This is a genomic window from Acinetobacter sp. NIOH-H-8 (assembly GCF_046635365.1).
Taxonomy (GTDB): Bacteria; Pseudomonadota; Gammaproteobacteria; order Pseudomonadales; family Moraxellaceae; genus Acinetobacter.
Genome location: NZ_JBHDVN010000006.1, coordinates 41,282 through 66,363, shown reverse-complemented (window position 1 = coordinate 66,363; position 25,082 = coordinate 41,282). Strand labels below are relative to the sequence as shown.

Here is a 25,082-nt window from a genome sequence, read left to right as displayed (position 1 = left end):
TTTTGTTTGAATAATTTATTGTTCCAGATGAGCAATTCGCATTTGCAGGCTGACATTGCCATTAAAGACATTTTTATCCAGTTCATAAACCAGACGAACATGCTGCTTCATCGGATCAAACTTGTATTTATCGATGGCACTAAAGGCAATCGCATCCACAACCTGTCCATTCTCTAAGGCAACACGTAATTTCAGATGTACATCCTTGAGCCAGCTGTAATCCAGAATCTTAAAGATGCCTTCAAAAATCGGTTGAGGAAACTTTTGTCCCCATGGACTTAAGTTTTGCAGTAAATCGACCGTTTCAATTTGGAAAGCTGATGCCGGTAGTTCCCCATCAGTCCACAGCGTAGCGATAAATAGGCTTTCATCCATCTCTGCAATCAGCTGTTCAAAGACCTGTTTAAATTCAGCAAAATGCTGTTTTTTAATAGTTAGTCCCGCTGCGGCCGCGTGCCCACCAAAATGGCTGACCAGATGCGGATACTGCTCTGCTATCCGTTCAATACTATCCCGGATATGAATCCCTTCAATGGAACGTGCTGAACCTTTGATATGAATCCCATCTTCATCTGCTGCGAACACAATACTTGGACGATGGAACTGTTCTTTTAAACGCCCCGCCACAATCCCGATCACACCCTGATGCCAGTGCTGTTCAAACATGATCAGCGCGGCTGGCAAAGTATTCTCATCCAGCTGGATTTTTTCCAGTTCAGTCAAAGCTTCTTGCTTGATTTTGCCTTCTACCTGACGACGTTCGACATTGAGTTTATTCAGCTGTTCTGCGAGTGGATAAGCGGTTGCCAGATCCGGAGCAAGCAAACACTCGATCCCGATATCCATGGTTTCCATACGACCCGCTGCATTAATGCGTGGGCCAAGCACAAAACCCAGATCCTGCGCTTTGAGCGTAGCTGCATCACGACCAGCAATCTCTAGCAAGGCACTGATGCCAGGTCGGCAAAGATGATGTTGAATCCGTTTTAAGCCGGCATCCACCAGAATACGGTTGTTATAGTCCAGACTTGCGACATCTGCATAAGTACCTAAAGCGACCAGATCCAGATAATTGGTAATAACCGTTGAAGATTTACCCAACTTTTTACGATGAGTCGATAGATTTGCCAGAACATAAAAAGCTACCCCTACACCTGCCAAAGCCTTACTTGGAAAATCACAACCCAGCTGATTGGGATTGACCACAGCCTCTGCTGCAGGTGTAGGCTTGGTAGTTAAGTGGTGATCGGTAATAATCACCTGCATACCATGATCTTGCGCCTGTTTCACGCCTTCATGACTGGAAATCCCGTTATCCACTGTGATTAAAAGATCCGGCGTAAAATTAGCAAAAGCCAGATCCGCAATCGCAGGTGTCAGGCCATAACCATACTTAAACCGGTCAGGAACCAGATAGTCGACATGAGCACCCATATCACGCAGAGCAAGTACCATCAGTGTGGTACTGGTCGCCCCATCAGCATCATAGTCACCGACAATTACGATTTTCTGGCCGGCATCTATAGCCTGATCAATCAGCTGGACCGCTTCCGTTAAGCCTTTCATGGTCGGAGCCAGCAGATGCTTGAGTTTCAGCTCCAGCTCCTGTTCAGATTCCAGGCCACGGCGTGCCAGAATGTTAGCTACAAATGAAGGCACGCCCTGAAAAGATTCAGGGCGTGTCAGTAAAGGTCTTTGCTTGATTTCAAGTTTAGGCATTGTTATGGCATCAATCGTTGTAGTTTCCACGCCCCATCGATTTTTTCATAACTCAGGCGGTCATGTAAACGGTTGGGACGACCCTGCCAGAATTCATAATAATCTGGCTGCAAACGATAGCCGCCCCAGAATCCCGGTTTATCCAGTTCTTCCTGATTAGCGACCTGTTGATGCAAATCCCAGAAACGTTGCTGTAGTTCTTCACGACTCACAACCACACCGCTTTGCGGGGTACTGATATGTGCAGCGATCTGACTTTCACGTGGACGTTTATGATAATAATCAGTCGATTCTTCTTCCGAAATTTTAACTACCTTACCGCTAATCCGGATCTGACGTTCCTGTTCCTGCCAGTAAAACAGCAATTCTGCATACGGGTTTTCGGCCAGATCCAGACCTTTTTGACTGTCATAATTGGTATAGAAATCATAACCCGCTTCAGTGGCACCACGCAGCAACACTGTACGCACATGCGGACGACCTTGTGCATTTGCAGTTGCCAATGACATGGCATAAGGTTCATGCAGCTGTGCAGCAAGGGCATGGTTAAACCACTGCAAAAACTGCATATGCGGATTGGGATTGACCTGATCTTCATGTAGCTCGCCTTTTTGGTAGTTCAGACGCAGTTCACTTAGATCCTTAATCAGATCGCTCATTCACTCTTCCCCCATTTAAGCGGCGTTGGCACGTACCGCATCAGCCAATGAATTTGCCAGTGTGGTTACCTCTGCAAGATCCTCGCCTTCCACCATGACACGGATCACCGGTTCAGTCCCTGACTTACGGATCAGTAAACGGCCACGGCCTTTGAGCTGCTCTTCAGCTTTGCTAAACTCTGCAGTCAAAGCAGGCACTGAGTACGGGTCAAACATGGTATTCAGACGTACATTCACCAAGACATTCGGCAATAATTTAAAGTCAGCCACTAACTCATGTAGCGCTTTCTTCTGCTCGACCATCACGGTTAAGACTTGTAGTGCAGCAATAATCGCATCGCCTGTGGTGCTCTTGTCTAAAGTCAGGATATGACCTGATGGCTCGCCACCAATCGACCAGCCTTTTTCTTCCAGACCTTGCAGTACATAACGGTCACCGACTTTGGCACGTAGCAGCTCTACCCCAGCTTTCTCGAGGGCCAGTTCCAGCGCCATATTGCTCATCAAGGTACCAACAATCCCAGCTGGCTTATTTTTTGCCTGAGTCGCAAGAATATACAGAATATGATCACCGGTAATTTGCTCACCGTTTTTATCGACCATAATCACGCGGTCAGCATCACCATCGAAGGCTATGCCTAAATCAGCACCATGCTCAACCACTGCTTTTTGCAGATTTTCCGGATGAGTTGAACCACAATTCTCATTGATATTCAGACCAGTCGGTTCATCATAGATGGAAATAACCTTAGCACCCAACTCACGGAAAACCGCAGGACCAACGCTGTAAGCTGCACCATTGGCACAGTCAACGACAATGGTTAAATCATTCAGATCTAAATGGTATGGGAAAGTTGATTTACAGAATTCGATATAACGGCCATTGGCATCTTTCACGCGGAAACTTTTACCCAAGTTCGCGTTATCTTCAATTACTAGTTCTTTTTCCAGTTCCTGGTTGATCTCATCCTGCAAAGCATCAGGCAGTTTTTTGCCTTCACTCGAGAAAAATTTAATGCCGTTATCGAAATACGGATTGTGTGATGCAGAAATGACAATACCGAGACTAGCATGCAAAGCACGGGTCAAATGGGCAATGGCAGGTGTTGGCAAAGGTCCAAGCAGATGCACATAAACACCTGCCGCATTGAGTCCTGCCTGTAGCGCAGATTCCAGAATATAACCCGATAAACGGGTATCTTTCCCCAGTACCACCAATGGTTTGCTTTTTTTGCTATTTCGTTTTAATACTTTTCCTGCCGCAAAACCTAATTTCAGGGCAAATTCAGGTGTAATCGGTAACTCACCAAATTTTCCACGAATACCATCGGTACCAAAATAACTCATGCTTTGTCTCACTTCTTAGCGGGTGATTTACATCATCCTTTTTCATTGTGCAACACTGTACACCAAAACAAAAAAGCCGTCATGAGGATGACGGCTTTTTTAGAGTAAACAATCAGCGAAAGTTAACCCATACGGTAGTTTGGCGCTTCTTTGGTGATGGTTACATCATGCACGTGAGACTCGGACATACCGGCAGATGTGATTTTCACAAACTTGGCATTTTGACGAAGATCATCAATGGTTGCAGAACCAGTATAGCCCATAGAAGAACGCAGACCGCCCATCATCTGATGCACGATATTGCCCATTGGGCCTTTGTACGGTACGCGACCTTCAATACCTTCAGGAACCAGTTTTTCAGCACCGGCTTTAGAATCCTGGAAGTAACGGTCAGCAGAACCAGTCGCACCGGCCATCGCACCCAAAGAACCCATACCACGGTAAGCCTTGTAGTAACGGCCCTGGAAGAATTCAACTTCGCCCGGTGCTTCTTCAGTACCGGCCATCAGTGAACCCACCATGATGGTACTTGCACCAGCGCCAATCGCTTTTGCCATATCTCCAGAGAAACGGATACCACCATCAGCAATCAATGGAATCTGTTCTTTCAATGCACGTGCAACAGAATCAATTGCAGAGATTTGTGGCATACCAATACCAGCCACAATACGAGTTGTACAGATTGAGCCAGGACCAATCCCTACTTTTACTGCGTCCGCACCCGCATCAAGCAATGCAAGCGCAGCATCACCAGTGGCGATATTACCGCCAATCACTTGAACTTGTGGGTAGTTCTGTTTGACCCAGCGTACACGCTCGATCACACCCGCAGAGTGACCATGTGCAGTGTCCACAACGATCACATCTACACCAGCATCAACCAGTGCTTCTACACGGCTTGGTGTTTCAGCACCAGTACCGACTGCTGCACCTACACGTAGACGACCTAGATCATCTTTACAGCTATTTGGATAAAGTTCCGCTTTACGGAAATCAGTTACCGTGATCAAGCCTTTTAATTCATTGTTTTCGCCAACAACGATCACTTTTTCAATACGGTTTTTTTGCAATAAGGCCTGAATGTTTTCTTTCGATTCGCCTTCACGCACAGTCACCAGACGGTCTTGGCCAGTCATGATATTGCTAACCGGCTGTTCCAGATTGGTTTCAAAACGTGTATCACGACCTGTCACGATACCAACCACTTTACCGTCTTTAACCACGGGTACGCCACTGATGTTATTCGCTTGAGTTACAGCGATCAGTTCACGTACTGTAGTTTCTGGGGTAACTGTGATCGGATCTTTCACCATACCGGCTTCAAATTTTTTCACACGGCGTACTTCTGCGGCCTGGGCAGCAATATCCATGTTCTTGTGCAGAATACCGATACCGCCATTTTGTGCCATCGCAATTGCCATACGTGACTCAGTCACAGTATCCATAGCTGCTGAAACAAGTGGGATATTCAGGTTAATGCCGCGAGTCAGGCGTGTCTTTAGAGAGACATCTTTTGGGAGAACAGTAGAGTAGGCAGGGAGTAATAGGACATCATCGAAGGTTAACGCGTCTTGAACGATGGTCAACATAACAGTCTCACTGGTAATTTCCGTGCGCTATTATAAACAAATTTAGCTCTAAATTTCATTGCAATTGCAAAATTTATTTTGTCTAAATCTGGACTTAGATTTAATCCGAATATCTAAACCTATAAATTTGACTATTCAATCAACAATTTAAATATGCCAGAGCAGTCATCATATTTATTCGGTTTACAAAATCCCTTACTAATTTTTTCTCCCATAAAAAAGCAGAGTCCATACCCTGCTTTTTAAATCTTGAGTTTGAATTTAGCTCACCCGTTCGAAATTATCATCATTTTCGGCTTCATCCGGCTCAATCTGGATGAATGGAATCATATTGTGTGCCATCCGTGCTTTATTGCACTGGGCATCAGCGATCTGCACTTCTTTACAGGATGAGCTACGTAGCTCGTACATGCCGCAACTCACCTGCTCGCCAATCTTGCCTTCTAGCGCAACACAGCGCGGATTTTTCTGATTGGTTCCCGCCATGCATGAATAGACCGAGGTGACAGGCTCAGTATAGTGCTCAGGCATGGGAATCCCCTCTGCCCAATAAAATGAAACCCTGAAATAGGCGCAACATGCGCCACAACTTAAACATGCATCTTGTGTAGGAACTTGAGACAACATTTCTTATAAATTCTCGTCATCAAAAACAGTTTTTTTGCCGGCGGAAAATATAAAAAATGTTGTTTTTCTACTCAAGAAAAAATTTAAAATTTTCTTGAACTATTCAGGACAAGTAAAAACAGTTTCATCCATTAAATCAGTGCCACATTCCAGTGTTTCAATCCAGTCCAGAAACTGGTTAATCTGTTCTTTACCCACAAATGGTGTTCCATGTTGTGGCACAATCATGTCTACATCCATGGTACGTACCATCTGTACCCATAAACGAATCACCTTGTTATTGCACATATAGCGCTGGTGAAATCCTTTCATTTTCGGAATGTGCGCTGCAAAATTTTCCAGTGGCTTTGAAGCATCCTCGACCATTGACGCCCCCATATCACCAGAAAACAAGATCTTGGCAATCGGGTCATAAAACTGGAAATTACCGACTGAATGTAAAAAGTGCGCTGGAATAGCAATAATGCTGGATTGACCGAGTGGAATGATCTGACCATGATCCGGCAATTCAACCAGACGATCCAGCCAGTTACCTTTCATACGGTCACTCATAAAGGCTGAATTCAGATGCGGCAAGAAACGCGCCCAGAGCTTGGAAGCTACGACTTTGGCTTCGGTATAGACCAGCCAGCGCGGCATGGACGTAATAATATCCGGATCCTGATGCGATGCCATCACATAATCCAGATTGCTTAACCGGGTATAGCGGTTCAGTTCCATGGTCAACGGTACATAGGTCAAATCACCACCCGGATCAAGTACTGCAGCACGCTCATTATCAATAATCAGGAATTGGTTTGCCTGTACACCTTCACCTTTTACCAAGCTGGTAAAACTGATGCATTTATGCGTTCCATCATCATAAAGTACTTGTGATGTAGTACGTTCAAAAGCCATGCCCATTCCCCAAAATTTTTATGTAAAAAATGTATATTCTATAGGTGAATAACATATATTTATTTAGAGAAACTTACAATAAAAATCAGATCAATATTATCTATAATATCAGTTAATTAAGTCACATTTTTAGGCAAAAAATCCCGAGCAATTAGCTCAGGATTTACGATACCTTTAACACTCAAAATAAATAGTGTTGTGCCAATGCTGCCAGACCAATTATTAAGAAAACCAAAGCACCAATTTTATGAATGAGCGAAATTGGTAATTTTTCTGCCAATTTATTACCAATAAATACCGCTGGTGCATTTACCAACATAATACCGATCGTAGTACCCAAAGTGACCCAACCAATACTGTCAAAGCGCGCGGCTAAAGCGACTGTTGCAATTTGAGTTTTATCGCCGATTTCTGCCAAGAAAAACAACACAAATGTGGCACCGAATACCCCATATTTTTGCCATTTATTGATACTTTCTGATTCATCATCCAATTCATCGGGAATTAACATCCACACCGCCATCGCAATAAAACCAAGCGATACAATCCACAGCAAGACTGTTGGGCTAAGCACTGTGGTAATCCATTGACCTAAGACTGCGGAAACGCCATGGTTGACGACTGTCGCCAAAAAGATTGCGAAGAGAATTGGAACAGGTTTACGAAAACGTGCGGCAAGTAATAAAGCAAGCAGTTGCGTTTTATCGCCCATTTCAGATAAGGCAACAACAGTTAATGAGATCAGAAAAGCAGAAAGCATGATGTGTTTCTCTGGCCAGCAATTTACATACCTATGACTCACCCCTCCTGCCAGCCATATCTGCAGAGTGGTAAATCAAAGGTCTTGCCAACAAAAGAAAGCTTCGAGAAGCTCATTTGGTTCTTTGCTATGATGACCATGCCCTGTTGAGCAAATATGTTGACCATCACCCTTCTGCTTTGCGCAAAAGGCGGCTACTCCCCAATGAAGTGCGCCCATTATAGCCAACCGTGTTTATATTTACAAATTGTCATATTAAAAAAACCCTGCCGAAGCAGGGTCTTTATTTTTAAACATTCATGAATCAGATCAAGAGTGTACGAATATCCTTTAATAGCTTGGTCAGCTTATTGGTAAAGCGTGCAGCATCGGCACCATTAATCACGCGATGGTCATAAGACAGTGATAGTGGCAGCATCAGACGTGGATCAAAGCTCTCACCATTCCATACCGGTTGCATAGTTGCTGGAGAAATACCCAGGATCGCCACTTGTGGCCAGTTCACCAACGGCGTAAATGCTGTACCACCAATTGAACCCAAGCTGGTAATGGTAAAATTCGCCCCTTGCAGATCTTTAGGTGACAATTTCTTGTCACGCGCTTTCTGGCTTAACTCACCCAGCTCAATAGCAATCTGCTTAATCGACTTCTGGTCCGGGTTACGTAATACAGGAACAGTCAGACCATCTGGTGTCGCAACCGCAATGCCCATATGGATCTCATTCCGTAGCAATACCGATTTACCGTCATCAGACAGGTGACCGGCAAACTCGCGCTCTTCTTTAAGCAGATAAGCCACAGCCTTGATAATGAAAGCCATAATGGTCAGGCCAATACCTTCTTTCTTGAAGTTGCCTTTCAGCTCATTACGCCAAGCTTCCAGCTCAGTGATGTCTGCTGCATCAAACTGGGTCACTTGTGGGATGTAGTTATTTAGCGATAACTGCGGAATCGAAACCTGTTGCAGACGCGTCAAAGTTTTCTCTTCTACCCCACCAAAAGCACTGAAATCAGGCAGTTTTGGCAAGCCAGCAGGAGCTGTAGCTGCCGCAGGTGCGGTTGTTGTTTGCGGTGCAGTCAGACGATCTTTCACATACGCAAACAGGTCTTCTTTCATTAGACGCTCATGCGGACCAGAAGCTTTCACTTCTGCCAATACCACACCCAGTTCACGAGCCAGTTTACGCACAGCAGGACCAGCATAAACTTTGGCATTGGCAGCGTTCTGCTCTTTGGTGAGCTTGTCTGCACTATGCGTTTCAGGTGTCGCAGCAGGTTCAGCTTTTGGAGCTGCGGCGGGTGCAGGCGTAGCTTTAGCTACAGGTGCTTCTGATTTTTCCGCTGGAGCTGCAGCAGGTGATGCTTGTCCTTCAGCTTCAATCGTCATCAGTGCCACGCCTTCAGAAACATTCTGACCCAGCTCAACATGAATCGCCTTAATCACTCCGGCAGTCGTACTTGGCACTTCTACTGTCGCTTTATCCGATTCGACCACAATGATGCTCTGGTCTTTCTCCACCGTATCACCGACCTGTACCAGAATTTCTGCTACAGCTGCCTTGTCGACACCCAAGTCAGGTACTTTTACTTCAATATCGCCTGCAGGGGATGCCGCCTGTTGTGACGCTGTTTCAGTTTTGGCTTCAGGTGTTGCTTGAGCTTTTGGCTTTTCTTCTACTTGAGACGCTGCTTGCTCAGCAGCTGGTGCCGAATCTGCAGTTTTCACTGTCAGAATCAACACTCCTTCTTTGACTGAATCGCCTTCCTGAATATGAATCGCTTCTACAGTACCGGCAACCGTACTTGGTACTTCAACTGTCGCTTTATCCGATTCAACCACGACCAGGCTTTGATCCACCTCAACTTCATCGCCAACCTGAACCAGAATTTCACCCACCAGAGCCTTTTCTACGCCAATATCTGGCAATTTCACTTCTACAGTAGATGTAGAAGCCGATTGAGAGGACTGCTCACTTTGGCTAGAGGCTTTAGGCTGATGTGTCGCCACTTCCTGCAGGATTTCCTCATCCGGCAATTCAGTTGGAGTATTTTCCGAAGTTTTGTCAGCAGCATCAGCTTCCTGACTTTCTACCGTACTGGCATCATCTTCAGCCTGCAGTTCAATCAGGACAGTACCTTCAGATACTTCATCACCCTGATTGATCAGGATGTTTTTGACCACACCTGCTGAGGTGCTTGGCACTTCAACAGAGGCTTTATCTGATTCCAGCAGCACAATACTTTCATCTACAGCGATGGTGTCGCCCACCTTCACCAGGATTTCTGCCACAGTTGCTTTATCTACACCAATATCTGGAGTCGTAATTTGCATGATTAGTTCTCCTCTTTGTAGTCAGCAACTGGATGCAATTCAGGAGTCGCCTGAGGTGCCCAAGCCACCGGACGATCAGTATCTAACTCAAAACTAGAGATCGCGTCTTTCACTAAACGTGCATCAACTTCACCTTCATCTGCCAGTTTCTTCAGGGTTGCCACGACAATATGTGCAGCATCGACACCAAAATAGCTACGCAGGTTGCCACGCGTATCTGACCGACCATAACCATCGGTACCCAAGGCTACGAACGGACGGCTATCTGGAAGGTAGGCACGGATCTGTTCGCTATAGGCACGCATGTGATCGGTAGCCGATACCACAATACCGTCCTTATTACGTAACTGCTGAGATACCCATGGCTCTTTCGCTTCTTCAGCCAGAGGATGCAGGCGGTTATATTCCTCACATGCCATACCATCGCGAGCGAGTTCGTTAAAGCTGGTCACGCTCCAGACATTGGCATGAATCTGATATTCCTCACGCAGGATTTTTGCGGCCTTGATCACTTCACGCAGAATCACACCTGAACCCATCAGCTGAACCGTCGCTTTCTCGTCTTCTTCCAGCAGATACATACCACGCTTGATGCCTTCTTCTGCACCTTGCGGCATTGGCGGATGTTCGTAGTTTTCATTCATCAGGGTCAGGTAATAGAACACACGTTCCTGATTCACATACATACGTTGCAGACCATCATGCACGATCACGGCAAGCTCATAGCCAAAGCACGGGTCATAAGAGACACAGTTTGGAATGGTGTTGGCCAGAATATGCGAATGACCATCCTGATGCTGCAAGCCCTCACCATTTAAGGTAGTACGGCCAGCGGTTGCACCCAGCAAGAAGCCTTGCGCCTGTGCATCACCTGCTGCCCAGGCAATATCGCCAATACGCTGGAAGCCGAACATTGAGTAGTACATGTACATCGGGATCATTGGCAGGTTATTGGTTGAATAACTGGTCGCCAAGGCTGCCCATGCACTCATTGCACCGGCCTCGTTAATCCCTTCTTGCAGCATGTGACCGTCTTTGGCTTCACGGTAATGCATCAACTGTTCCTGATCTTCAGGGGTATATTGTTGACCATGCGCTGCATAGATCCCCAATTGACGGAACATCCCTTCCAGACCAAAGGTACGCGCTTCATCTGGCACGATCGGCACCACACGGTCCTTAATTGCTTTCTCTTTTAATAATGCAGAGATGAGGCGAACCATGACCATGGTGGTGGACTGTTCTTTACCGTTTGAACCTTTAAGCACAGCATCAAATACAGAAAGTTCAGGAATCGGTAAAGATTCGCTTTCTTTGCGACGTGCTGGCAGATAACCACCCAGTGCCTCACGGCGTGCCTTCATATATTTAATTTCAGGCGAATTTTCACTTGGGCGGTAGAATGGAATTTCTTCCAGTTGTTCATCAGTAAATGGCAAGTTGAAACGGTTACGTACATATTTCAATGATTCCAGCTGCATTTTCTTGATTTGGTGGGTCTTGTTCACCGCTTCAATTTCATCAGACAGACCATAACCTTTTACGGTTTTCGCCAGAATGACCGTTGGTTGACCTTTGGCCTTGGTCGCTTCTGCATAGGCAGCAAAGACTTTGTACGGGTCATGACCACCACGGTTCAGATTATCGATATCTTCATCGCTCAGGTCTTTGACCAAAGCTTCTGCTTCTGGATATTTACCAAAGAAATGTGCGCGTGCATAAGCACCACCTTTCACCTGATAGCGCTGATAATCACCATCTACTGCTTCTTCCATAATCGCTTTGAGTGCACCAGATTTGTCTTTATCCAGTAGCGGATCCCAATGACGACCCCAGACAACTTTAATCACGCGCCAGCCAGCACCACGGAACAATGATTCAAGTTCCTGAATGATCTTGCCATTACCACGTACCGGGCCATCCAGACGCTGCAAGTTACAGTTCACCACCCAGATCAGGTTGTCCAGCTTCTCACGACCCGCCAGTGAAATCGCGCCTAAGCTTTCCGGCTCATCCATTTCGCCATCGCCCAGATAAGCCCAGACTTTACGGTCTTCTTCCTTAATCAGGCCACGGTTCATCAGATACTTTTGAATATGCGCCTGATAGATCGACATGATTGGACCCAGGCCCATCGATACCGTCGGGAACTGCCAGTAGTCTGGCATCAAGTAAGGATGAGGATAAGAAGGCAGACCTTTGCCGCCGACTTCACGACGGAAATTATTCAGATGCTCTTCAGTTAAGCGGCCTTCTAGAAATGAGCGGGCATAAATCCCCGGGGCACAGTGACCTTGATAGTAGATCAGGTCGCCACCGAAGCTGTCGTTATTGGCACGGAAGAAATGGTTAAAACCCACATCGTATAAAGTGGCAGATGAAGCAAAGCTGGCCAAGTGACCACCTAAGTCATCACCGGTTTTATTTGCGCGAAGCACCATTGCCAAAGCATTCCAGCGGATCAGCGCGCGAATACGGCGCTCCATGTCCTGGTCGCCCGGCATCGCAGGTTGTTCTTCTACAGAAATAGTGTTTAAGTAGGGAGTATTTAAACGCTGAATAGGAACATGTTTGGCAATTGCGCGTTGATAAAGTTTTTCAAGTAAAAAGGCGGCGCGCTCGGTTCCCATGTGCTGCAAAACGGAGTCAAAAGCGTCTTGCCATTCTTGGGTTTCTTGAGCGTCGGTATCTCCATAAAACGCCATAATCTACAGTTCCTGAAAGCCAAATTGATCACTTATATGTATCATATTTACGGCTTATGCAGGTATGGCTCTGGCTGAATGCGGTTCTGGAGTACTATTTATTATCTAAATATCCATTGACACTTTCTTACACAAAGTAACAAAAAGAAGTCAATAATGGCGATTTTTTATACGACAGTTATAATTCTCGGTGATAATATAATATCTAAAAGCAATTAGACCGAACTCCTTCTCTACTCCCTGGAAGAAATGTTCAGTCTAATTGCCTTAAAAGCGGTTTGATTGATTTTTTATGAGTATCAAGTATCAGACGTATTAAAGTATTTCAGTTATTTTGAGCAAAGCTACGCTTAAGGCAACATTGCTAAATAAGTTGAAGGATTTTTACGTTGACCGTCTTTTACTACTTCATAGTGTAGATGAGGACCAGTACAACGACCTGTACAACCTACATTCGCAATATGATCACCGGCTTGCACCTGATCTCCCACACGTGCAATCAAGCGTGAAGCATGGGCATAACGAGTAAGGTATCCATTACCATGGTTAATTTCGACATACTGACCATAACCTGTACCCCAACCCGATTTGGTTACGATACCAGGACCAGTTGCATAGATCGGTGTACCGCTTGCAGCAGCCAGATCTAGGCCTGAGTGATTTTCAGCACGGCCACCCATGGTACGGCCGCCAAAATTTGAGCTGACACGTTTCATGTCGGGTAATGGATGAGCCACTAACCACGAATAAGGATTATTTGAAGATGCAACTTTACTGGATGAAGAATTGCCATATTTTTGAGCAATGGTCTGATTATTCAGTTCAACCGGTTTTTCACGTAGCTGAACATTTAATTTAGTTTGTGCGGGAATATCAATATCTTCAGGATGGGTATAAGAACCCTGCGATAAAGTACGTGTTAACTGCTCAAGACGGTCAGGTGTAGCATCTTGTTGATTCAGATCCACTAAATCTGCAAAAGCTACTGAAGCAGCTGAAACCGAAATAGAAAATGCCAATAGGATACGTCGCATAGGCATATGCATAAAAAACCTCTCTAAACTGCTAATCGAGTTTCTTGAAGATCTCTTCCTTGATATCCACTTTAAGAAGCGCATAAGATTAAGACATAAACATGTAGGAATTATGTATGTCGGAACCTGTCAACGTCTTTCAAAAAACAAGAAAACAGATAAAAACAGGAAACTTTTCGTTTCTCTCATCACAAGTTTCTGCATGGCAGAAGCTTACGAAACTCGTACAACCGCTATTGCCTCAACCCGAACAATGGCAAGTTGCCTGCTATCAAAATGGTGTGTTAACGATTACTGGTGAAAACCAAGCCATGATTTCTCAATTGGCCTATCTTCAAAAGCAATACATCTCACAACTCTCTCAAATAAACGAATTAAAAGATCTCACTAAAATCCAGGTTTGCTTAAGGAATCCATCCCCTGTTCAACCGGTTCCAGAAAAATCTGAAAGAGCCTTGAGTCCAGAAACACAGGAATTACTTCGCGGTGCTGCTGACTTTATAAGCGACCCTAAGCTTAGCCAAGCTTTACTACGTTTGGCAAGCAATAAAAAGTAACATTGCAATGAGATGTAATAAATTCCAATGTTGTTTTTATGTGACAGGTATCACATTAGATGCAGCTAAGTTATAACACAAAGACACAAAGACAAGGACTTATGTCACAGTTACATAACTAATTGGACATTGAGTTACGTCATCAAATGTTACAATTTCATAGCTGCTTGGGTCACTTTTCACGTTACGCAATAGTTGATTATTCAAAGCATGCCCTGATTTGTAACCATCAAATTTGGCAATGATCTGGTGGCCTAGCAGGTATAAATCACCAACTGCATCTAGAATTTTGTGACGTACAAACTCATCCGAGAAACGCAAACCTTCTTCATTGACTACGCCGGTTTCATCTACACCGATGGCATTTTCCAAGCTTGCACCCAAAGCCAGATTATTGGCTTTCAAGTAGTCAAGGTCTTTCATAAAGCCGAATGTACGCGCTTCACTGACTTCATAAACAAAGGTTTCTGTAGAAAAATCGATGCTGGCAGATTGATGTTCTTTTTTAAAGGCAGGATGATCAAAATCAATAGTGAAATTTAGCTGAAAGCCGTCATGTGGGCTGAAAATCGCCCGTTTATCATCGATCAGGGCTTCAACAGGTTTAATAATTTTAATAAATTTCTTTGGTGCATCTAGTTCTTGCAAGCCGCCCTGCATGAGCAGATAAATGAAAGGTCCGGCACTGCCATCCATAATGGGAACTTCTGAAGCTGACACTTCAATAATCAGGTTATCAATACCTAATCCTGCAATGGCGCTCATCACATGCTCAATCGTACCTACTTTGGCATTTGACTGAACCAGGTTCGAACACATGAAGGCTTCCTGGATCAATAAGGCATCTGCAGGAATATCGACAGGTGGATCCAGATCAATACGACGAAACACAATGCCCCCATCGGCGTGGTGTGGCACAAAGTTAATCATAACCTTCTGCCCACTATGAAGACCGATTCCGCTCGCTTTCACGATACGTTGCAGGGTACGTTGTTTCAACATGCTTTTTATCATCTGTTCACCAATAAAACCGCTATACGTTAGCATATTTGGCCATTGATAAAAAACAAAAGGTGGCTCTAAAGCCACCTTTTCTGTGCAATCATCGTAAACACATGCTGTTACATATTATTTGCGCTGTTGATTTTTAAGATAATCTTGGATGCTCATTGGCGTTGGACGCGGACTAGAAACTGAAGCGGCAGGATTAGCTGCTGCACCTGCTTCATTTTGCTGACGCTGAATTGCCGGTACATCATCATCTTCAACTACTGCCTGTGATGATGATGGACGTACTGCCTGTACATTCGCGCGTTTAGTTGGCTCAACCGAATCTGCAGCATGGCGAGTCAAACCAGTCGCAATCACCGTTACACTGATTTCATCACGAGCATCAGGGTCAAATACTGTGCCGTAGAAGACCTGACCTTCGTCTAGATCCACGATCTGGTTTACAACATCAGTAATTTCTTCGATTTCACCGAAGGTTACGTCATCACCACCAGTCACGTTAATCAGAATACCTTTGGCATTCATGATGGTGACGTTATCCAGTAATGGGCTGCGAATCGCCTGCTCTGCTGCCTGACGTGCACGGTTTTCACCACGACCCAAGCCTACCCCCATCATGGCATAACCACGTGTACTCATTGCAGTTTTCAGATCGGCGAAGTCAAGATTAATGTGACCAGGACGTACTACCAGATCAAAGATACTACGTACCGCATTCAACAGTACATCATCCGCTTTTTTATACGCATCCTTCATTGAAATATCACGGAAGACTTTCAATAGACGCTGGTTTGGAATGATGATCAGAGAATCTACGTGCTGTTCTAGTGCTTCAATCCCCTTCTCGGCAGATTGCAGACGACGTTTACCTTCAAAGTTGAATGGTGTAGTTACGACACCAACAGTCAGGATGCCCATTTCTTTGGCAATTTCAGCAACAACTGGCGCAGCACCGGTACCTGTACCGCCACCCATACCGGCAGTAACGAATACCATATCGGTACCTTCAAGCTGCTGGCGGATCAGTTCACGGCTTTCTTCTGCTGCCGCTTGACCGACCTGTGGATTTGCTCCAGCACCCAGACCACGTGTACTTTGCTCGCCCAGCTGAATTTTAAATTCGGCTTCCATGCGATCCAGTGCCTGTTTGTCTGTATTGGCACAGACGAACTTTACGCCCTGGATATCGGACTGCAACATATGCTGTACAGCATTACCACCCGCACCACCTACACCAAATACAGTGAAACGGGCTTGACCATTGCTATCGCTATGATCTTCTTCGAAAAATTCAAATGAGGCCATGACCTATAAAATTCCTAATTCATAATTGGCAGTCACTAAGCCCGTATACTGCCTTAATCTTGATAAAAATTGTTTTTAAGAATGCTGCTCAAGCAGGCACTTGTCAAGTACAAGCCCGATTAACTACAACTTCCCAACAATATTCACAATAAAAATCGCTTAAAAGATCGCTTTTAACGTTTCGTTAAAACCTGACCATGCCCGTTTAATGCGCTGTGTTACTGATAATTTGTTCCCGTCTTCGGTTTCAACGAGGGTTTCCTGGGTATCACTCTGACTAAACATCAGCAAACCAGCCACTGTTGCGTATTGGGAACGACGTAAAGCCGCCTGGTGCTGTTCATCCGCATAAACCTGTACCGGCGGATTACCCAGATGTGCTGACACACCCAAGGTACGGCGTACAAAGCTGACCATACCTTCAATCTGACTGGCATCACCAGTCAGCACCACACCATGATACAGTCCCTGCATCGCGCCATGGTTCACCAGTTCATCACGCACCAGACCCATGATTTCTTCATAACGCGCCATGATAATTTCAGTCAGTTCAATCCGGCTAATGGTTTGTGGTCCATCAATGCCCTGGAACTGAATCATATGCTCTGGTTTAACCACTTTTAGGTCAACACAGCCATAGAGCAATTTCAGACGTTCTGCTTCTTCTGTCGTGGTCTGTAAAACTGCTGCAATATCACGGGTCACATGTTCACCGCCACGCTGAATAGTATGGGTTAACGCCAAACGGCCATCCAAATAAACAGCAATATTGGTGGTTCCCGCACCGATATCTACCAGACACACGCCATATTCTTTTTCATCTTTCAGCAGGCTGGCTTCAGCAGTAGCTAGACAGGACACCACCATTTTCTCCACACCGATATTGGCCCCTTTTAAAGCGCGGTCAATATTCTGCATAGTGCTGATCGGTAACATCATCAAATGATAATGTCCCGTCATGCTATGTGCCGACATACGGATCGGGTTGAGTACCCATTCCGGTGCATCATCCAGCTCGAAGCCTAAAGGCACCGCACTGACCAGATAATGATCTGAGGTGACATGACTGGCTTTGGCCAGCTCAAGTGCCCGTACTACTTCACTGGTCGTAATTGAATGTTCACTATTATCAATGGTGGTACGACCCGAGGCATAAAAGCTTTTTAATTCAGCACTTGGGATCGAAATCCACGCAGAATGCACACGACATTCAGCCATATCTTCCGCTTCTTGTACGGCGTTTTTAATGGCGGTAATGACCTTATCGAGACTGACAATTTTTCCTTTATTCATGCCTCGGTTACGAGCGGTCGCCATCCCAATCACTTGGATATTGTCTGGCGCGTGTACCTTACCAATCAAAACTGAAACTTTGTGTGTCCCAATGTCAATCGCCACAACCGAGGGAACAGCTTCACTCATTATTAACTACTACCATTACGTGTTTGTTAGATTTATGGCTTTATAAGGCCTCTAGTTTTTAAAGCCGGTCATTATGGCTTTACTATTACATTATTCTCAACGCCCGTGTCATTAATGGTTACAATAAATTGACCATTTACAATTTTAGGCGGAATTGAATTTTTCCATTGAATCGCCAATCCATTGCGATAACGCAGGTCGATCGCTGAAATTTTCGACCATACCGGTTTTAGTTCGCTATAGGACAGATGACTCAAACGTTGCAACTTACTCATGGTCTGGTCTTTATCGACAATTACACGCAAACCTGAATCAAACTGCATAAACCACGTCATTCGTTCAGTTAAATATAATTCTTTTAAACGAATACCTTGTGGTAAAAATAACTGGTTGATTTCATTATAACGTCGCATCATGGTATTTGCATGAGTAGAGGGCCCATGCAGCAACGGTAAAGCTGAATAATCTTTAGGACTGACTTCAGTGAAAATAATGCCACTATCACTTAGCAGTCGTCCTGTACCCCATCGTGCAATAGCATGATGCGGCATCACCCGGACATGAATCTTGTCTGGCCAGGCACGAGACACTACGACACGGTCCACCCAGGACAATTCCAGTGCGCGGTCACGAATCGATTCCAGGTCCGAAGTGAAATAGTTTTCAGTCACAATCGGTGAAACGTACTGCATGACCTGACGCTCTTCAGCTGCTGTACGCGTTCCTGCCACTTTCAGCTCTGCTACCTGAGCATCAGTCATCACCTTGTATAGGCCAAAAATCCCAAAAGCCAGCACCACCAGCGCGACACACAACAAGGCCCAACCACCCAGGTTGGTTAGTTTCTCTTTGCGTGTCGGCGGCTTGTCGTGAATTGAGGTAATCGCAGCACGTTTACGGCGCATGGTTGCTGGGAGTTGAGCCATAACTTAGTGTGCCGCACCGTTTAATGTTTGTTCCAGAATCGCTACACAGAGCGCATCAAAACTATAGCCGACAGCTGCTGCCGCTTTTGGTACCAGAGAATGACTGGTCATACCTGGAACAGTATTCACTTCCAGTAACCAGAACTTACCCTGTTCATCCTGCATTGCATCAATACGGCCCCAGCCACTTGCACCCACCGCCTGGAAGGCACGTAGAGCCAAGGCTTGCAATTCTTTCTCTTCAGACTCGCTTAAGCCACATGGAATGCCATATTCCACATCATTACGCTGATATTTAGCTTCATAGTCATAGAAAGCCACATCTTCTGGCGGTTGCAGACGAATGACAGGTAGGGCCTGACCATTCAGAATTACAATGGTAAATTCACGGCCTGTGATCCATTTCTCTGCCATAACCACGGCATCATGTTCAGTGGCTTTGGCAATCGCATCGGCAAAGTCTTCTACTTTTTCAACTTTACTCATGCCAATACTCGAACCTTCGTGTACAGGCTTAATGATCAGCGGCAAATCTAGAGCAGATACAATTTCTTGCACATTCGAGTTCTTGGTCACGATACGATATGGCGCAGTAGGTAATTCTGAACCCTGCCAAACCTGTTTGGTTTTGACTTTATCCATACCAATGGCAGAACCCTGTACGCCTGTACCGGTATATGGAATATTCAACCATTCCAGCGCACCCTGAATCTGACCGTCTTCACCGCCACGACCATGCAATACCACAAACGCACGATCATAATTTACCAGCTCGGTAACACTACGCTCTTGTGGATCAAACGCTTCTGCATTGACCCCAGAACGCACTAATGCCTCAAGTACGGCGGTTCCACTATCTAGCGAAACCTCACGCTCTGCAGATTTACCACCCAGCAATACGGCAACTTTTCCGAATTTTGAAGCATTTGACACGTTTATATCCTTAAACTTTTTGAATCTGTTCAATCAGTCATAACATGACTATTTTACTTTACATATAAATGATTTTGAGCAAGTTCGATTGAGATTGCTCCAACATTACCTGCGCCTTGGGTTAATAACAAGTCATTTGCTTGCAATACCTTTTTCATCACCTGGCTCAGGTTCCCCTCAACCGGATCAATCAGGATTGGTTCAACTTCCCCACGTAAACGGATACTACGTGCCAATGCGCGGCTATCTGCACCTACAATTGGCTTTTCCCCTGCCGGATACACTTCAAGTAAGAGCAGCTGATCAACTTGTGAAAGCACTTCTACGAAGTCATCAAAACAGTCACGGGTACGGCTGAAACGGTGCGGCTGGAACATCATCACCAGACGGCGATCTGGATGGCTGGCACGAGCCGCTTTAATAGTGGCTTCTACTTCTTTTGGATGGTGACCATAGTCATCGACCAGTTTCACATCGCCGCCTTCAAGTTCGAATTGACCTTGTACTTGGAAGCGACGACCTACACCACTGAAGCCTTCCAGTGCACGGCAAATAGCTGCATCGGATACGCCTTCATCCGTTGCAATCCCAATTGCAGCCAAGGCATTGAGTACATTGTGCAGACCCGGCTGATTCACAGTCACGCGTAGCGGCTCACGATCTTTACGTAATACGGTAAAGTGGCTGCGCATACCTTCCTGTACGACATCGACGGCACGAATGTCATTATCTTCATTAAAACCATAAGTCAGTAATGGACGACCAATACGTGGCATGATTTCACGGATATTGGCATCGTCACCACACACAACCGCTAAACCATAGAATGGCAGTTTTTGCAGAAACTGGATAAAGGTATCTTTTAAAACATCGAAGCTACCGCCATAAGTATCCATATGGTCAGCATCGATATTGGTCACCACGGCAGCCATTGGTTCTAGATACAGGAATGAGGCATCTGATTCATCGGCTTCTGCCACGATATAACGACTTGCACCCAAAGCGGCATTCACACCGGTACGGTTTAGCAAACCGCCGATCACATAAGTTGGATCCAGATTTTCTTCTGCCAGCATACAGGTGATCAGGCTGGTGGTTGTGGTTTTACCGTGAGTGCCTGCAACCGCGATCCCGTGACGGTAACGCATCAGCTCACCCAGCATTTCTGCACGGCGGACTACCGGTGTACGGGTTTCAAGAGCCGCCTTGATTTCCGGGTTTTCCTTATCAATCGCGGTAGATACCACGATGACATTGGCACCCTTAATATTGCTGGCTGCATGGCCGATATAGACCTTGATACCATTTTCTTCTAATTGAGCCGTAGTTTTAGAGGCCTTGATGTCTGAACCAGAAACTTTATACCCCTGGTTTTTCAGTACTTCCGCAATCCCGCACATCCCTGCACCACCAATCCCTACAAAATGGATATGCTTGATCCGGCGCATTTCCGGGACTTTAATTAATTTCTTTGCTTGGTCTGCTGGGGTTACTGGAGACATAATTTACTCGGATTACAATTCTTGAATTAAACGGACCACATGCTGGGTCGCATCGGGTTGAGCCTGACGGCGTGCTTTTACCGCCATTTCCATCAATATCTGACGGTCAAGCATCGGCTCTAATAAGGTTTTTAAACTGTCTGGCGTCAAAGTAGCCTGCGGGCAGATTTTGGCTGCCTGCTGATTGGCCAGGAATTTGGCATTCGCAGTTTGGTGATCATCAACCGCACTTGGTAGCGGTACAAAAATCGCGGCTACACCGGCAGTTGCAATTTCAGTAACCGTTAGTGCACCGGCACGGCAAATGACCAGATCGGCGTCGCTATAAGCTTGGGCCATATCTTCAATAAAAGGCTGAACTTCAACCTGTAAGGAGGCTGGTTTGTCTGCATAACGTGCGCGCGTTGCTTCAGCGTGATTTTGACCACACTGATGATAGACATTTAACGGCACATTCAACTGTTTCAAGGCTTCCGGCACACGTTCATTTAAGGCTTGTGCCCCAAGTGAACCGCCAACAATCAGAATTCGTAGTGGCTGGCCAGCTTTTTCCCGCTCCTGATAACGCCAAGATGGATTTAAAATTTCTGTAATTTCTTTACGTACTGGATTACCGGTGGTCACTACTTTGTCTTGTGCCGGGAAAGTATCAGGAAAAGCCTGACATACCGTTTTAGCGACCCGTGACAATTGGGTATTGGTAAAACCCGCGACTGCATTCTGTTCGTGAATAATCACAGGAATACCCAGGATCCGTGCTGCCAGACCACCCGGTCCTGCCACATAACCGCCAAAGCCTGCAACAGCTTCGACTTTGAGCTGTTTCATATGCTTCATTGCACTAAGAGTAGCTTTTAAAATTTTAAACGGTGCCAAGGCTTTACGCACAAAACCATTGCCACGCACACCTTGAATATCGATTTGATAAATTGGAATATTATGGTTTTTTAATAATCGGTTTTCCATGCCCACTGGTGTTGCCAACCAGGACACTTCAATTCCTTGTTGCTGTAGATCTTTTGCAACGGCTAACGCTGGAAACACATGTCCACCCGTACCTGCGGCCATCATCATGACATGTTTAGGCTGTTTTTGCTGAGCGTCGGTCACGGTCTAATTCTTCAATTTAAAAAATGAAACAGGAGGTCTAATTTAAGTCATCAATTGTAATCACAAACGTTTGCCCTTGAAAGTTTATTTACCTTATTTCAACAAGCGTTTCATTGTTTTTTTCATACTAATTTGAAGTTTAAACTAGTTTTATTATAAGGTCTGCATTTTTCCTTAGACTTAAGTGAAATATAAGCATAATTTTTGAATATTTTTCATTTAATCTTTTTATAGTCATTCCCTAAATCTATACATTTTTCACTATTTACTGGCTATTTTTCCATTTAATTCATCCTATTAACTTATGCCTAAATCATATAAATCTGAATAAAATTTTATGTTATCCCTATCTCTATATAATTTTTTTCAAATTGATCTGCATACTCCTTAAATGGATTCAAGCATTATAGATGTCAAAAATATCAATTCGTGATCTAGGGATTATTTTAGCCGGTTATCTGGCGGCCATGCATGTCGGCAAACTGTCTGCTGTTATTCCCATTCTGCAACAGGATTTAGGCTTAAGTTTTACACAAGCCGGGTTTTCTCTGTCTTTAGTACAAGGGGCCGGAATGCTGTTTGCCCTTTGTATTGGTGCTTTTTCGGAAAAAGTGGGTTTAAAGCGCTGCCTGATTTTGGCGTTAATCATTTTAGGACTGAGCAGTATCGCTGGCCTCTGGATTCAGCATGCCACAGCCTTATATTTCTTCCGCTTTACCGAAGGGATTGGATTTTTAACTATTTCCTTGTGCGCGCCTGCAATTTTAAAACGGATCAGTCGGCCTGAAACACTGAATTTTAAAATGGGACTCTGGAGTTCCTATATGGGTGTCGGTGTCAGTCTTGCTGTTTTTAGTATTCCTGTTTTACTCGAATACCTGAACTGGCAGAATATTTGGGCTATTCTCGGCAGTCTATGCTTGATTATTGCAGGCATCATTAAACGATACCTGCGAATAGATTCAATGGCATTTGCATCTAACACAATTCCTCAACCAGTACCGTCAAATACTTCATTCTGGCAGATTGTCAAAGTTACCCTTACCCATCCACCCATTCTGTGTTTAGCTATTATTTTTGCCTGTTATACCAGTCAGTGGATTACCGTGACCGGGTTCCTGCCCAGCATGTATGTCGAACACGGCATTGATTTAAAAGTTGCAGGCATTTTGGTTTCAATCGTGGTACTTGCCAATCTGGGCGGCACTTTTGGTGCAGGTATGTTGTTACAACGTGGCTGGAAACCCAAGACGCTATTCAGTACCGGATTTACAGCCATGCTGTGCAGCAGCTTTCTGGCTTTTGCAGCCAGTTCATGGCTCATGTTCGACTTACAGTTTATAAGTGCTGTACTGTTTTCACTGATTGGTGGAATTATCCCGACCACTGTTTTTGCCATTACTTTGCAGCATGCCCCGCGTGCCAATGCCGCAGCAGCCAGTGTGGGTCTGGTTTTACAGCTTTCAGCCTGTGCTCAATTTTTTGTGCCGCCTTTGAGCGCAGCACTGGTTTCGACTACACAGAATTGGGCTTATATCGCGATAGTTACCGCCAGCCTCTCTATATTAGGAATCTTAATGACCCTGCTTTTATTCAAGCATTATGGCCAATAAAAAGAGCCTCAGACGAGGCTCTTTTTTATTATTGAAAGCTTAGGCTTGACCCAGACCGGCTTCCAGTACATCAAACAGGTCATCTGCAATGGAGGTACCAAACTGAGTATCAATTTCACGGATACAGGTTGGACTGGTGACGTTAATTTCAGTGACATAATTGCCAATCACATCCAGACCGACAAATACCAAACCTTTTTCTCTGAGATAAGGCCCCACTTGCGCTGCAATGGCTCTATCATTCTCAGTTAATGGACGTGCTTGACCTAAACCACCTGCTGCCAGATTGCCACGCACTTCACCATTTTGCGGAATACGGGCCAGACAATACGGTACTGGTTCGCCATTGATCATCAGGATACGCTTATCCCCTTCTACAATTTCAGGAATATAACGCTGTGCCATAATCGGCTGGTTACCATTGTTGGTCAGAATCTCAATGGTTGAGCCAATATTGATACCATCCTGATAGAGACGGAAAATTCCGGTGCCGCCCATACCATCCAATGGTTTTACAATCACATCAACATGCTCTTTTAAAAATTCACGGATCAGGCTTTGTTGCGACGTTACCAAAGTCGGAACTTGCAGGTGCGGGAACTGAGTAGCAAACAGCTTTTCATTGCAGTCACGCAGGCTTTGCGGTTTGTTGATAATCCATGCTCCTTCACGTTCTGCCTGTTCCAGAATATAAGTGGTATAGACAAAGTTCATGTCGAATGGCGGATCTTTACGCATCAGCACCACATCATAAGCCGCAATCGATTCTTTTTTCTTTTCACCCAGTTCGTGGTAATGGTTATAGTCTTCAAATACCTGCAAAGGCGAGATCAGACCAAAGGCCTTACCTTGGTCGATATATAAATCTTGCTGTAATGCATAACCCAGTTCATGTCCACGGCGTGCAGCTGCCCATAACATGGCCATGGTTGAATCTTTTTTCAGGTTTACATTTTCGATGGGATCCATCACAACAAGTACGCGCATGTCTCTGTGCTCTTTCTTAAAAATACATTAGCAAGGAGTATAGCCTG

General features: G+C 45.1%; 20 protein-coding genes and 1 riboswitch. Of the genes, 2 read left to right on the top strand and 18 right to left on the bottom strand.

All coding sequences use genetic code 11. The annotated features are described in order from the left end of the window. Positions 1 to 15 precede the first annotated feature (15 nt). The 10 genes from recJ to ACEWB7_RS04550 form a co-directional block, all read right to left on the bottom strand. Positions 16 to 1,719: a single-stranded-DNA-specific exonuclease RecJ gene (gene recJ / locus ACEWB7_RS04595; protein ID WP_411580460.1), complete on the bottom strand. Its 1,704-nt coding sequence runs from the start codon at positions 1,717 to 1,719 to the stop codon at positions 16 to 18. A gap of 2 nt (positions 1,720 to 1,721) precedes the next feature. After that, a complete protein-coding gene (gene pdxH, locus ACEWB7_RS04590; protein WP_411580459.1) occupies positions 1,722 to 2,378 on the bottom strand; it encodes a pyridoxamine 5'-phosphate oxidase in 657 nt (218 codons plus the stop codon). A 15-nt stretch (positions 2,379 to 2,393) separates the two neighbouring features. Next, positions 2,394 to 3,725 carry a phosphoglucosamine mutase gene (glmM, locus tag ACEWB7_RS04585; RefSeq protein ID WP_180011093.1) on the bottom strand — a complete coding sequence of 444 codons (1,332 nt, stop codon included), beginning with the start codon at positions 3,723 to 3,725 and terminating at the stop codon, positions 2,394 to 2,396. 122 nt (positions 3,726 to 3,847) lie between these two features. After that, entirely contained in the window at positions 3,848 to 5,314 is a 1,467-nt protein-coding gene (gene guaB, locus ACEWB7_RS04580; RefSeq protein ID WP_034170242.1) for an IMP dehydrogenase, read from the bottom strand. Positions 5,315 to 5,575: 261 nt separating this feature from the next. After that, complete coding sequence (locus ACEWB7_RS04575) at positions 5,576 to 5,941, bottom strand: YkgJ family cysteine cluster protein (RefSeq protein WP_166137458.1); 366 nt, start codon at positions 5,939 to 5,941, stop codon at positions 5,576 to 5,578. Between the two features lie 99 nt (positions 5,942 to 6,040). Then, positions 6,041 to 6,838: an MBL fold metallo-hydrolase gene (locus tag ACEWB7_RS04570; RefSeq protein WP_005232678.1), complete on the bottom strand. Its 798-nt coding sequence runs from the start codon at positions 6,836 to 6,838 to the stop codon at positions 6,041 to 6,043. A 181-nt stretch (positions 6,839 to 7,019) separates the two neighbouring features. Further along, positions 7,020 to 7,598 (bottom strand): TMEM165/GDT1 family protein, encoded by a 579-nt coding sequence (locus ACEWB7_RS04565; RefSeq protein ID WP_034703622.1) that lies wholly within the window; start codon positions 7,596 to 7,598, stop codon positions 7,020 to 7,022. A gap of 17 nt (positions 7,599 to 7,615) precedes the next feature. Further along, a riboswitch (yybP-ykoY riboswitch) is annotated at positions 7,616 to 7,813 on the bottom strand. A gap of 89 nt (positions 7,814 to 7,902) precedes the next feature. Then, positions 7,903 to 9,930 (bottom strand): 2-oxo acid dehydrogenase subunit E2, encoded by a 2,028-nt coding sequence (locus tag ACEWB7_RS04560; RefSeq protein ID WP_034703599.1) that lies wholly within the window; start codon positions 9,928 to 9,930, stop codon positions 7,903 to 7,905. Between the two features lie 2 nt (positions 9,931 to 9,932). Then, positions 9,933 to 12,635 (bottom strand): pyruvate dehydrogenase (acetyl-transferring), homodimeric type, encoded by a 2,703-nt coding sequence (gene aceE, locus ACEWB7_RS04555; protein WP_034703603.1) that lies wholly within the window; start codon positions 12,633 to 12,635, stop codon positions 9,933 to 9,935. Positions 12,636 to 12,985: 350 nt separating this feature from the next. Continuing rightward, on the bottom strand, positions 12,986 to 13,675 hold the full coding sequence (locus ACEWB7_RS04550) for a M23 family metallopeptidase (protein ID WP_034170247.1): 690 nt from the start codon (positions 13,673 to 13,675) through the stop codon (positions 12,986 to 12,988). Positions 13,676 to 13,785: 110 nt separating this feature from the next. Here ACEWB7_RS04550 and ACEWB7_RS04545 point away from each other — a divergent pair, with 110 nt between their 5' ends. Further along, on the top strand, positions 13,786 to 14,226 hold the full coding sequence (locus tag ACEWB7_RS04545) for a DciA family protein (protein ID WP_004781492.1): 441 nt from the start codon (positions 13,786 to 13,788) through the stop codon (positions 14,224 to 14,226). A gap of 99 nt (positions 14,227 to 14,325) precedes the next feature. Here the strand turns inward: ACEWB7_RS04545 and lpxC are convergent, their stop codons facing one another. From lpxC to murG, 7 genes are all read right to left on the bottom strand, one after another. Further along, positions 14,326 to 15,228 (bottom strand): UDP-3-O-acyl-N-acetylglucosamine deacetylase, encoded by a 903-nt coding sequence (gene lpxC / locus ACEWB7_RS04540; RefSeq protein ID WP_034170289.1) that lies wholly within the window; start codon positions 15,226 to 15,228, stop codon positions 14,326 to 14,328. 126 nt (positions 15,229 to 15,354) lie between these two features. Continuing rightward, positions 15,355 to 16,542 (bottom strand): cell division protein FtsZ, encoded by a 1,188-nt coding sequence (gene ftsZ, locus ACEWB7_RS04535; protein WP_179991920.1) that lies wholly within the window; start codon positions 16,540 to 16,542, stop codon positions 15,355 to 15,357. 159 nt (positions 16,543 to 16,701) lie between these two features. Further along, on the bottom strand, positions 16,702 to 17,964 hold the full coding sequence (ftsA, locus tag ACEWB7_RS04530) for a cell division protein FtsA (RefSeq protein ID WP_411580458.1): 1,263 nt from the start codon (positions 17,962 to 17,964) through the stop codon (positions 16,702 to 16,704). A gap of 71 nt (positions 17,965 to 18,035) precedes the next feature. Beyond that, entirely contained in the window at positions 18,036 to 18,890 is an 855-nt protein-coding gene (locus ACEWB7_RS04525) for a cell division protein FtsQ/DivIB (RefSeq protein WP_395526668.1), read from the bottom strand. A 3-nt stretch (positions 18,891 to 18,893) separates the two neighbouring features. Further along, the gene (locus tag ACEWB7_RS04520; protein ID WP_395526670.1) at positions 18,894 to 19,823 is read right to left on the bottom strand and encodes a D-alanine--D-alanine ligase; all 930 of its coding nucleotides are present in this window, start codon (positions 19,821 to 19,823) and stop codon (positions 18,894 to 18,896) included. Between the two features lie 53 nt (positions 19,824 to 19,876). Then, positions 19,877 to 21,325, bottom strand: a complete 1,449-nt coding sequence (murC, locus tag ACEWB7_RS04515) for a UDP-N-acetylmuramate--L-alanine ligase (protein ID WP_005232692.1) — start codon at positions 21,323 to 21,325, stop codon at positions 19,877 to 19,879. Positions 21,326 to 21,337: 12 nt separating this feature from the next. Next, positions 21,338 to 22,435 carry an undecaprenyldiphospho-muramoylpentapeptide beta-N-acetylglucosaminyltransferase gene (murG, locus tag ACEWB7_RS04510; RefSeq protein WP_411580457.1) on the bottom strand — a complete coding sequence of 366 codons (1,098 nt, stop codon included), beginning with the start codon at positions 22,433 to 22,435 and terminating at the stop codon, positions 21,338 to 21,340. Positions 22,436 to 22,845: 410 nt separating this feature from the next. Here murG and ACEWB7_RS04505 point away from each other — a divergent pair, with 410 nt between their 5' ends. After that, a complete protein-coding gene (locus ACEWB7_RS04505; RefSeq protein WP_411580455.1) occupies positions 22,846 to 24,048 on the top strand; it encodes a CynX/NimT family MFS transporter in 1,203 nt (400 codons plus the stop codon). Between the two features lie 39 nt (positions 24,049 to 24,087). Here ACEWB7_RS04505 and gshB read toward each other — a convergent pair whose 3' ends face one another. Continuing rightward, positions 24,088 to 25,035: a glutathione synthase gene (gene gshB, locus ACEWB7_RS04500; protein WP_395526672.1), complete on the bottom strand. Its 948-nt coding sequence runs from the start codon at positions 25,033 to 25,035 to the stop codon at positions 24,088 to 24,090. Positions 25,036 to 25,082: the final 47 nt, after the last annotated feature.

Coding starts and splice junctions, on each gene's coding strand:
- ftsA (WP_411580458.1), bottom strand. CDS start 17,964: ATGAGTGAAGCTGTTCCCTCGGTTGTGGCGATTGACATTGGGACACAC.
- lpxC (WP_034170289.1), bottom strand. CDS start 15,228: ATGTTGAAACAACGTACCCTGCAACGTATCGTGAAAGCGAGCGGAATC.
- glmM (WP_180011093.1), bottom strand. CDS start 3,725: ATGAGTTATTTTGGTACCGATGGTATTCGTGGAAAATTTGGTGAGTTA.
- ACEWB7_RS04570 (WP_005232678.1), bottom strand. CDS start 6,838: ATGGCTTTTGAACGTACTACATCACAAGTACTTTATGATGATGGAACG.
- guaB (WP_034170242.1), bottom strand. CDS start 5,314: ATGTTGACCATCGTTCAAGACGCGTTAACCTTCGATGATGTCCTATTA.
- ACEWB7_RS04505 (WP_411580455.1), top strand. CDS start 22,846: ATGTCAAAAATATCAATTCGTGATCTAGGGATTATTTTAGCCGGTTAT.
- ACEWB7_RS04575 (WP_166137458.1), bottom strand. CDS start 5,941: ATGTTGTCTCAAGTTCCTACACAAGATGCATGTTTAAGTTGTGGCGCA.
- pdxH (WP_411580459.1), bottom strand. CDS start 2,378: ATGAGCGATCTGATTAAGGATCTAAGTGAACTGCGTCTGAACTACCAA.
- ftsZ (WP_179991920.1), bottom strand. CDS start 16,542: ATGGCCTCATTTGAATTTTTCGAAGAAGATCATAGCGATAGCAATGGT.
- aceE (WP_034703603.1), bottom strand. CDS start 12,635: ATGGCGTTTTATGGAGATACCGACGCTCAAGAAACCCAAGAATGGCAA.
- recJ (WP_411580460.1), bottom strand. CDS start 1,719: ATGCCTAAACTTGAAATCAAGCAAAGACCTTTACTGACACGCCCTGAA.
- ACEWB7_RS04560 (WP_034703599.1), bottom strand. CDS start 9,930: ATGCAAATTACGACTCCAGATATTGGTGTAGATAAAGCAACTGTGGCA.
- ACEWB7_RS04525 (WP_395526668.1), bottom strand. CDS start 18,890: ATGGCTCAACTCCCAGCAACCATGCGCCGTAAACGTGCTGCGATTACC.
- murC (WP_005232692.1), bottom strand. CDS start 21,325: ATGTCTCCAGTAACCCCAGCAGACCAAGCAAAGAAATTAATTAAAGTC.
- ACEWB7_RS04565 (WP_034703622.1), bottom strand. CDS start 7,598: ATGCTTTCTGCTTTTCTGATCTCATTAACTGTTGTTGCCTTATCTGAA.
- ACEWB7_RS04550 (WP_034170247.1), bottom strand. CDS start 13,675: ATGCCTATGCGACGTATCCTATTGGCATTTTCTATTTCGGTTTCAGCT.
- ACEWB7_RS04545 (WP_004781492.1), top strand. CDS start 13,786: ATGTCGGAACCTGTCAACGTCTTTCAAAAAACAAGAAAACAGATAAAA.
- gshB (WP_395526672.1), bottom strand. CDS start 25,035: ATGCGCGTACTTGTTGTGATGGATCCCATCGAAAATGTAAACCTGAAA.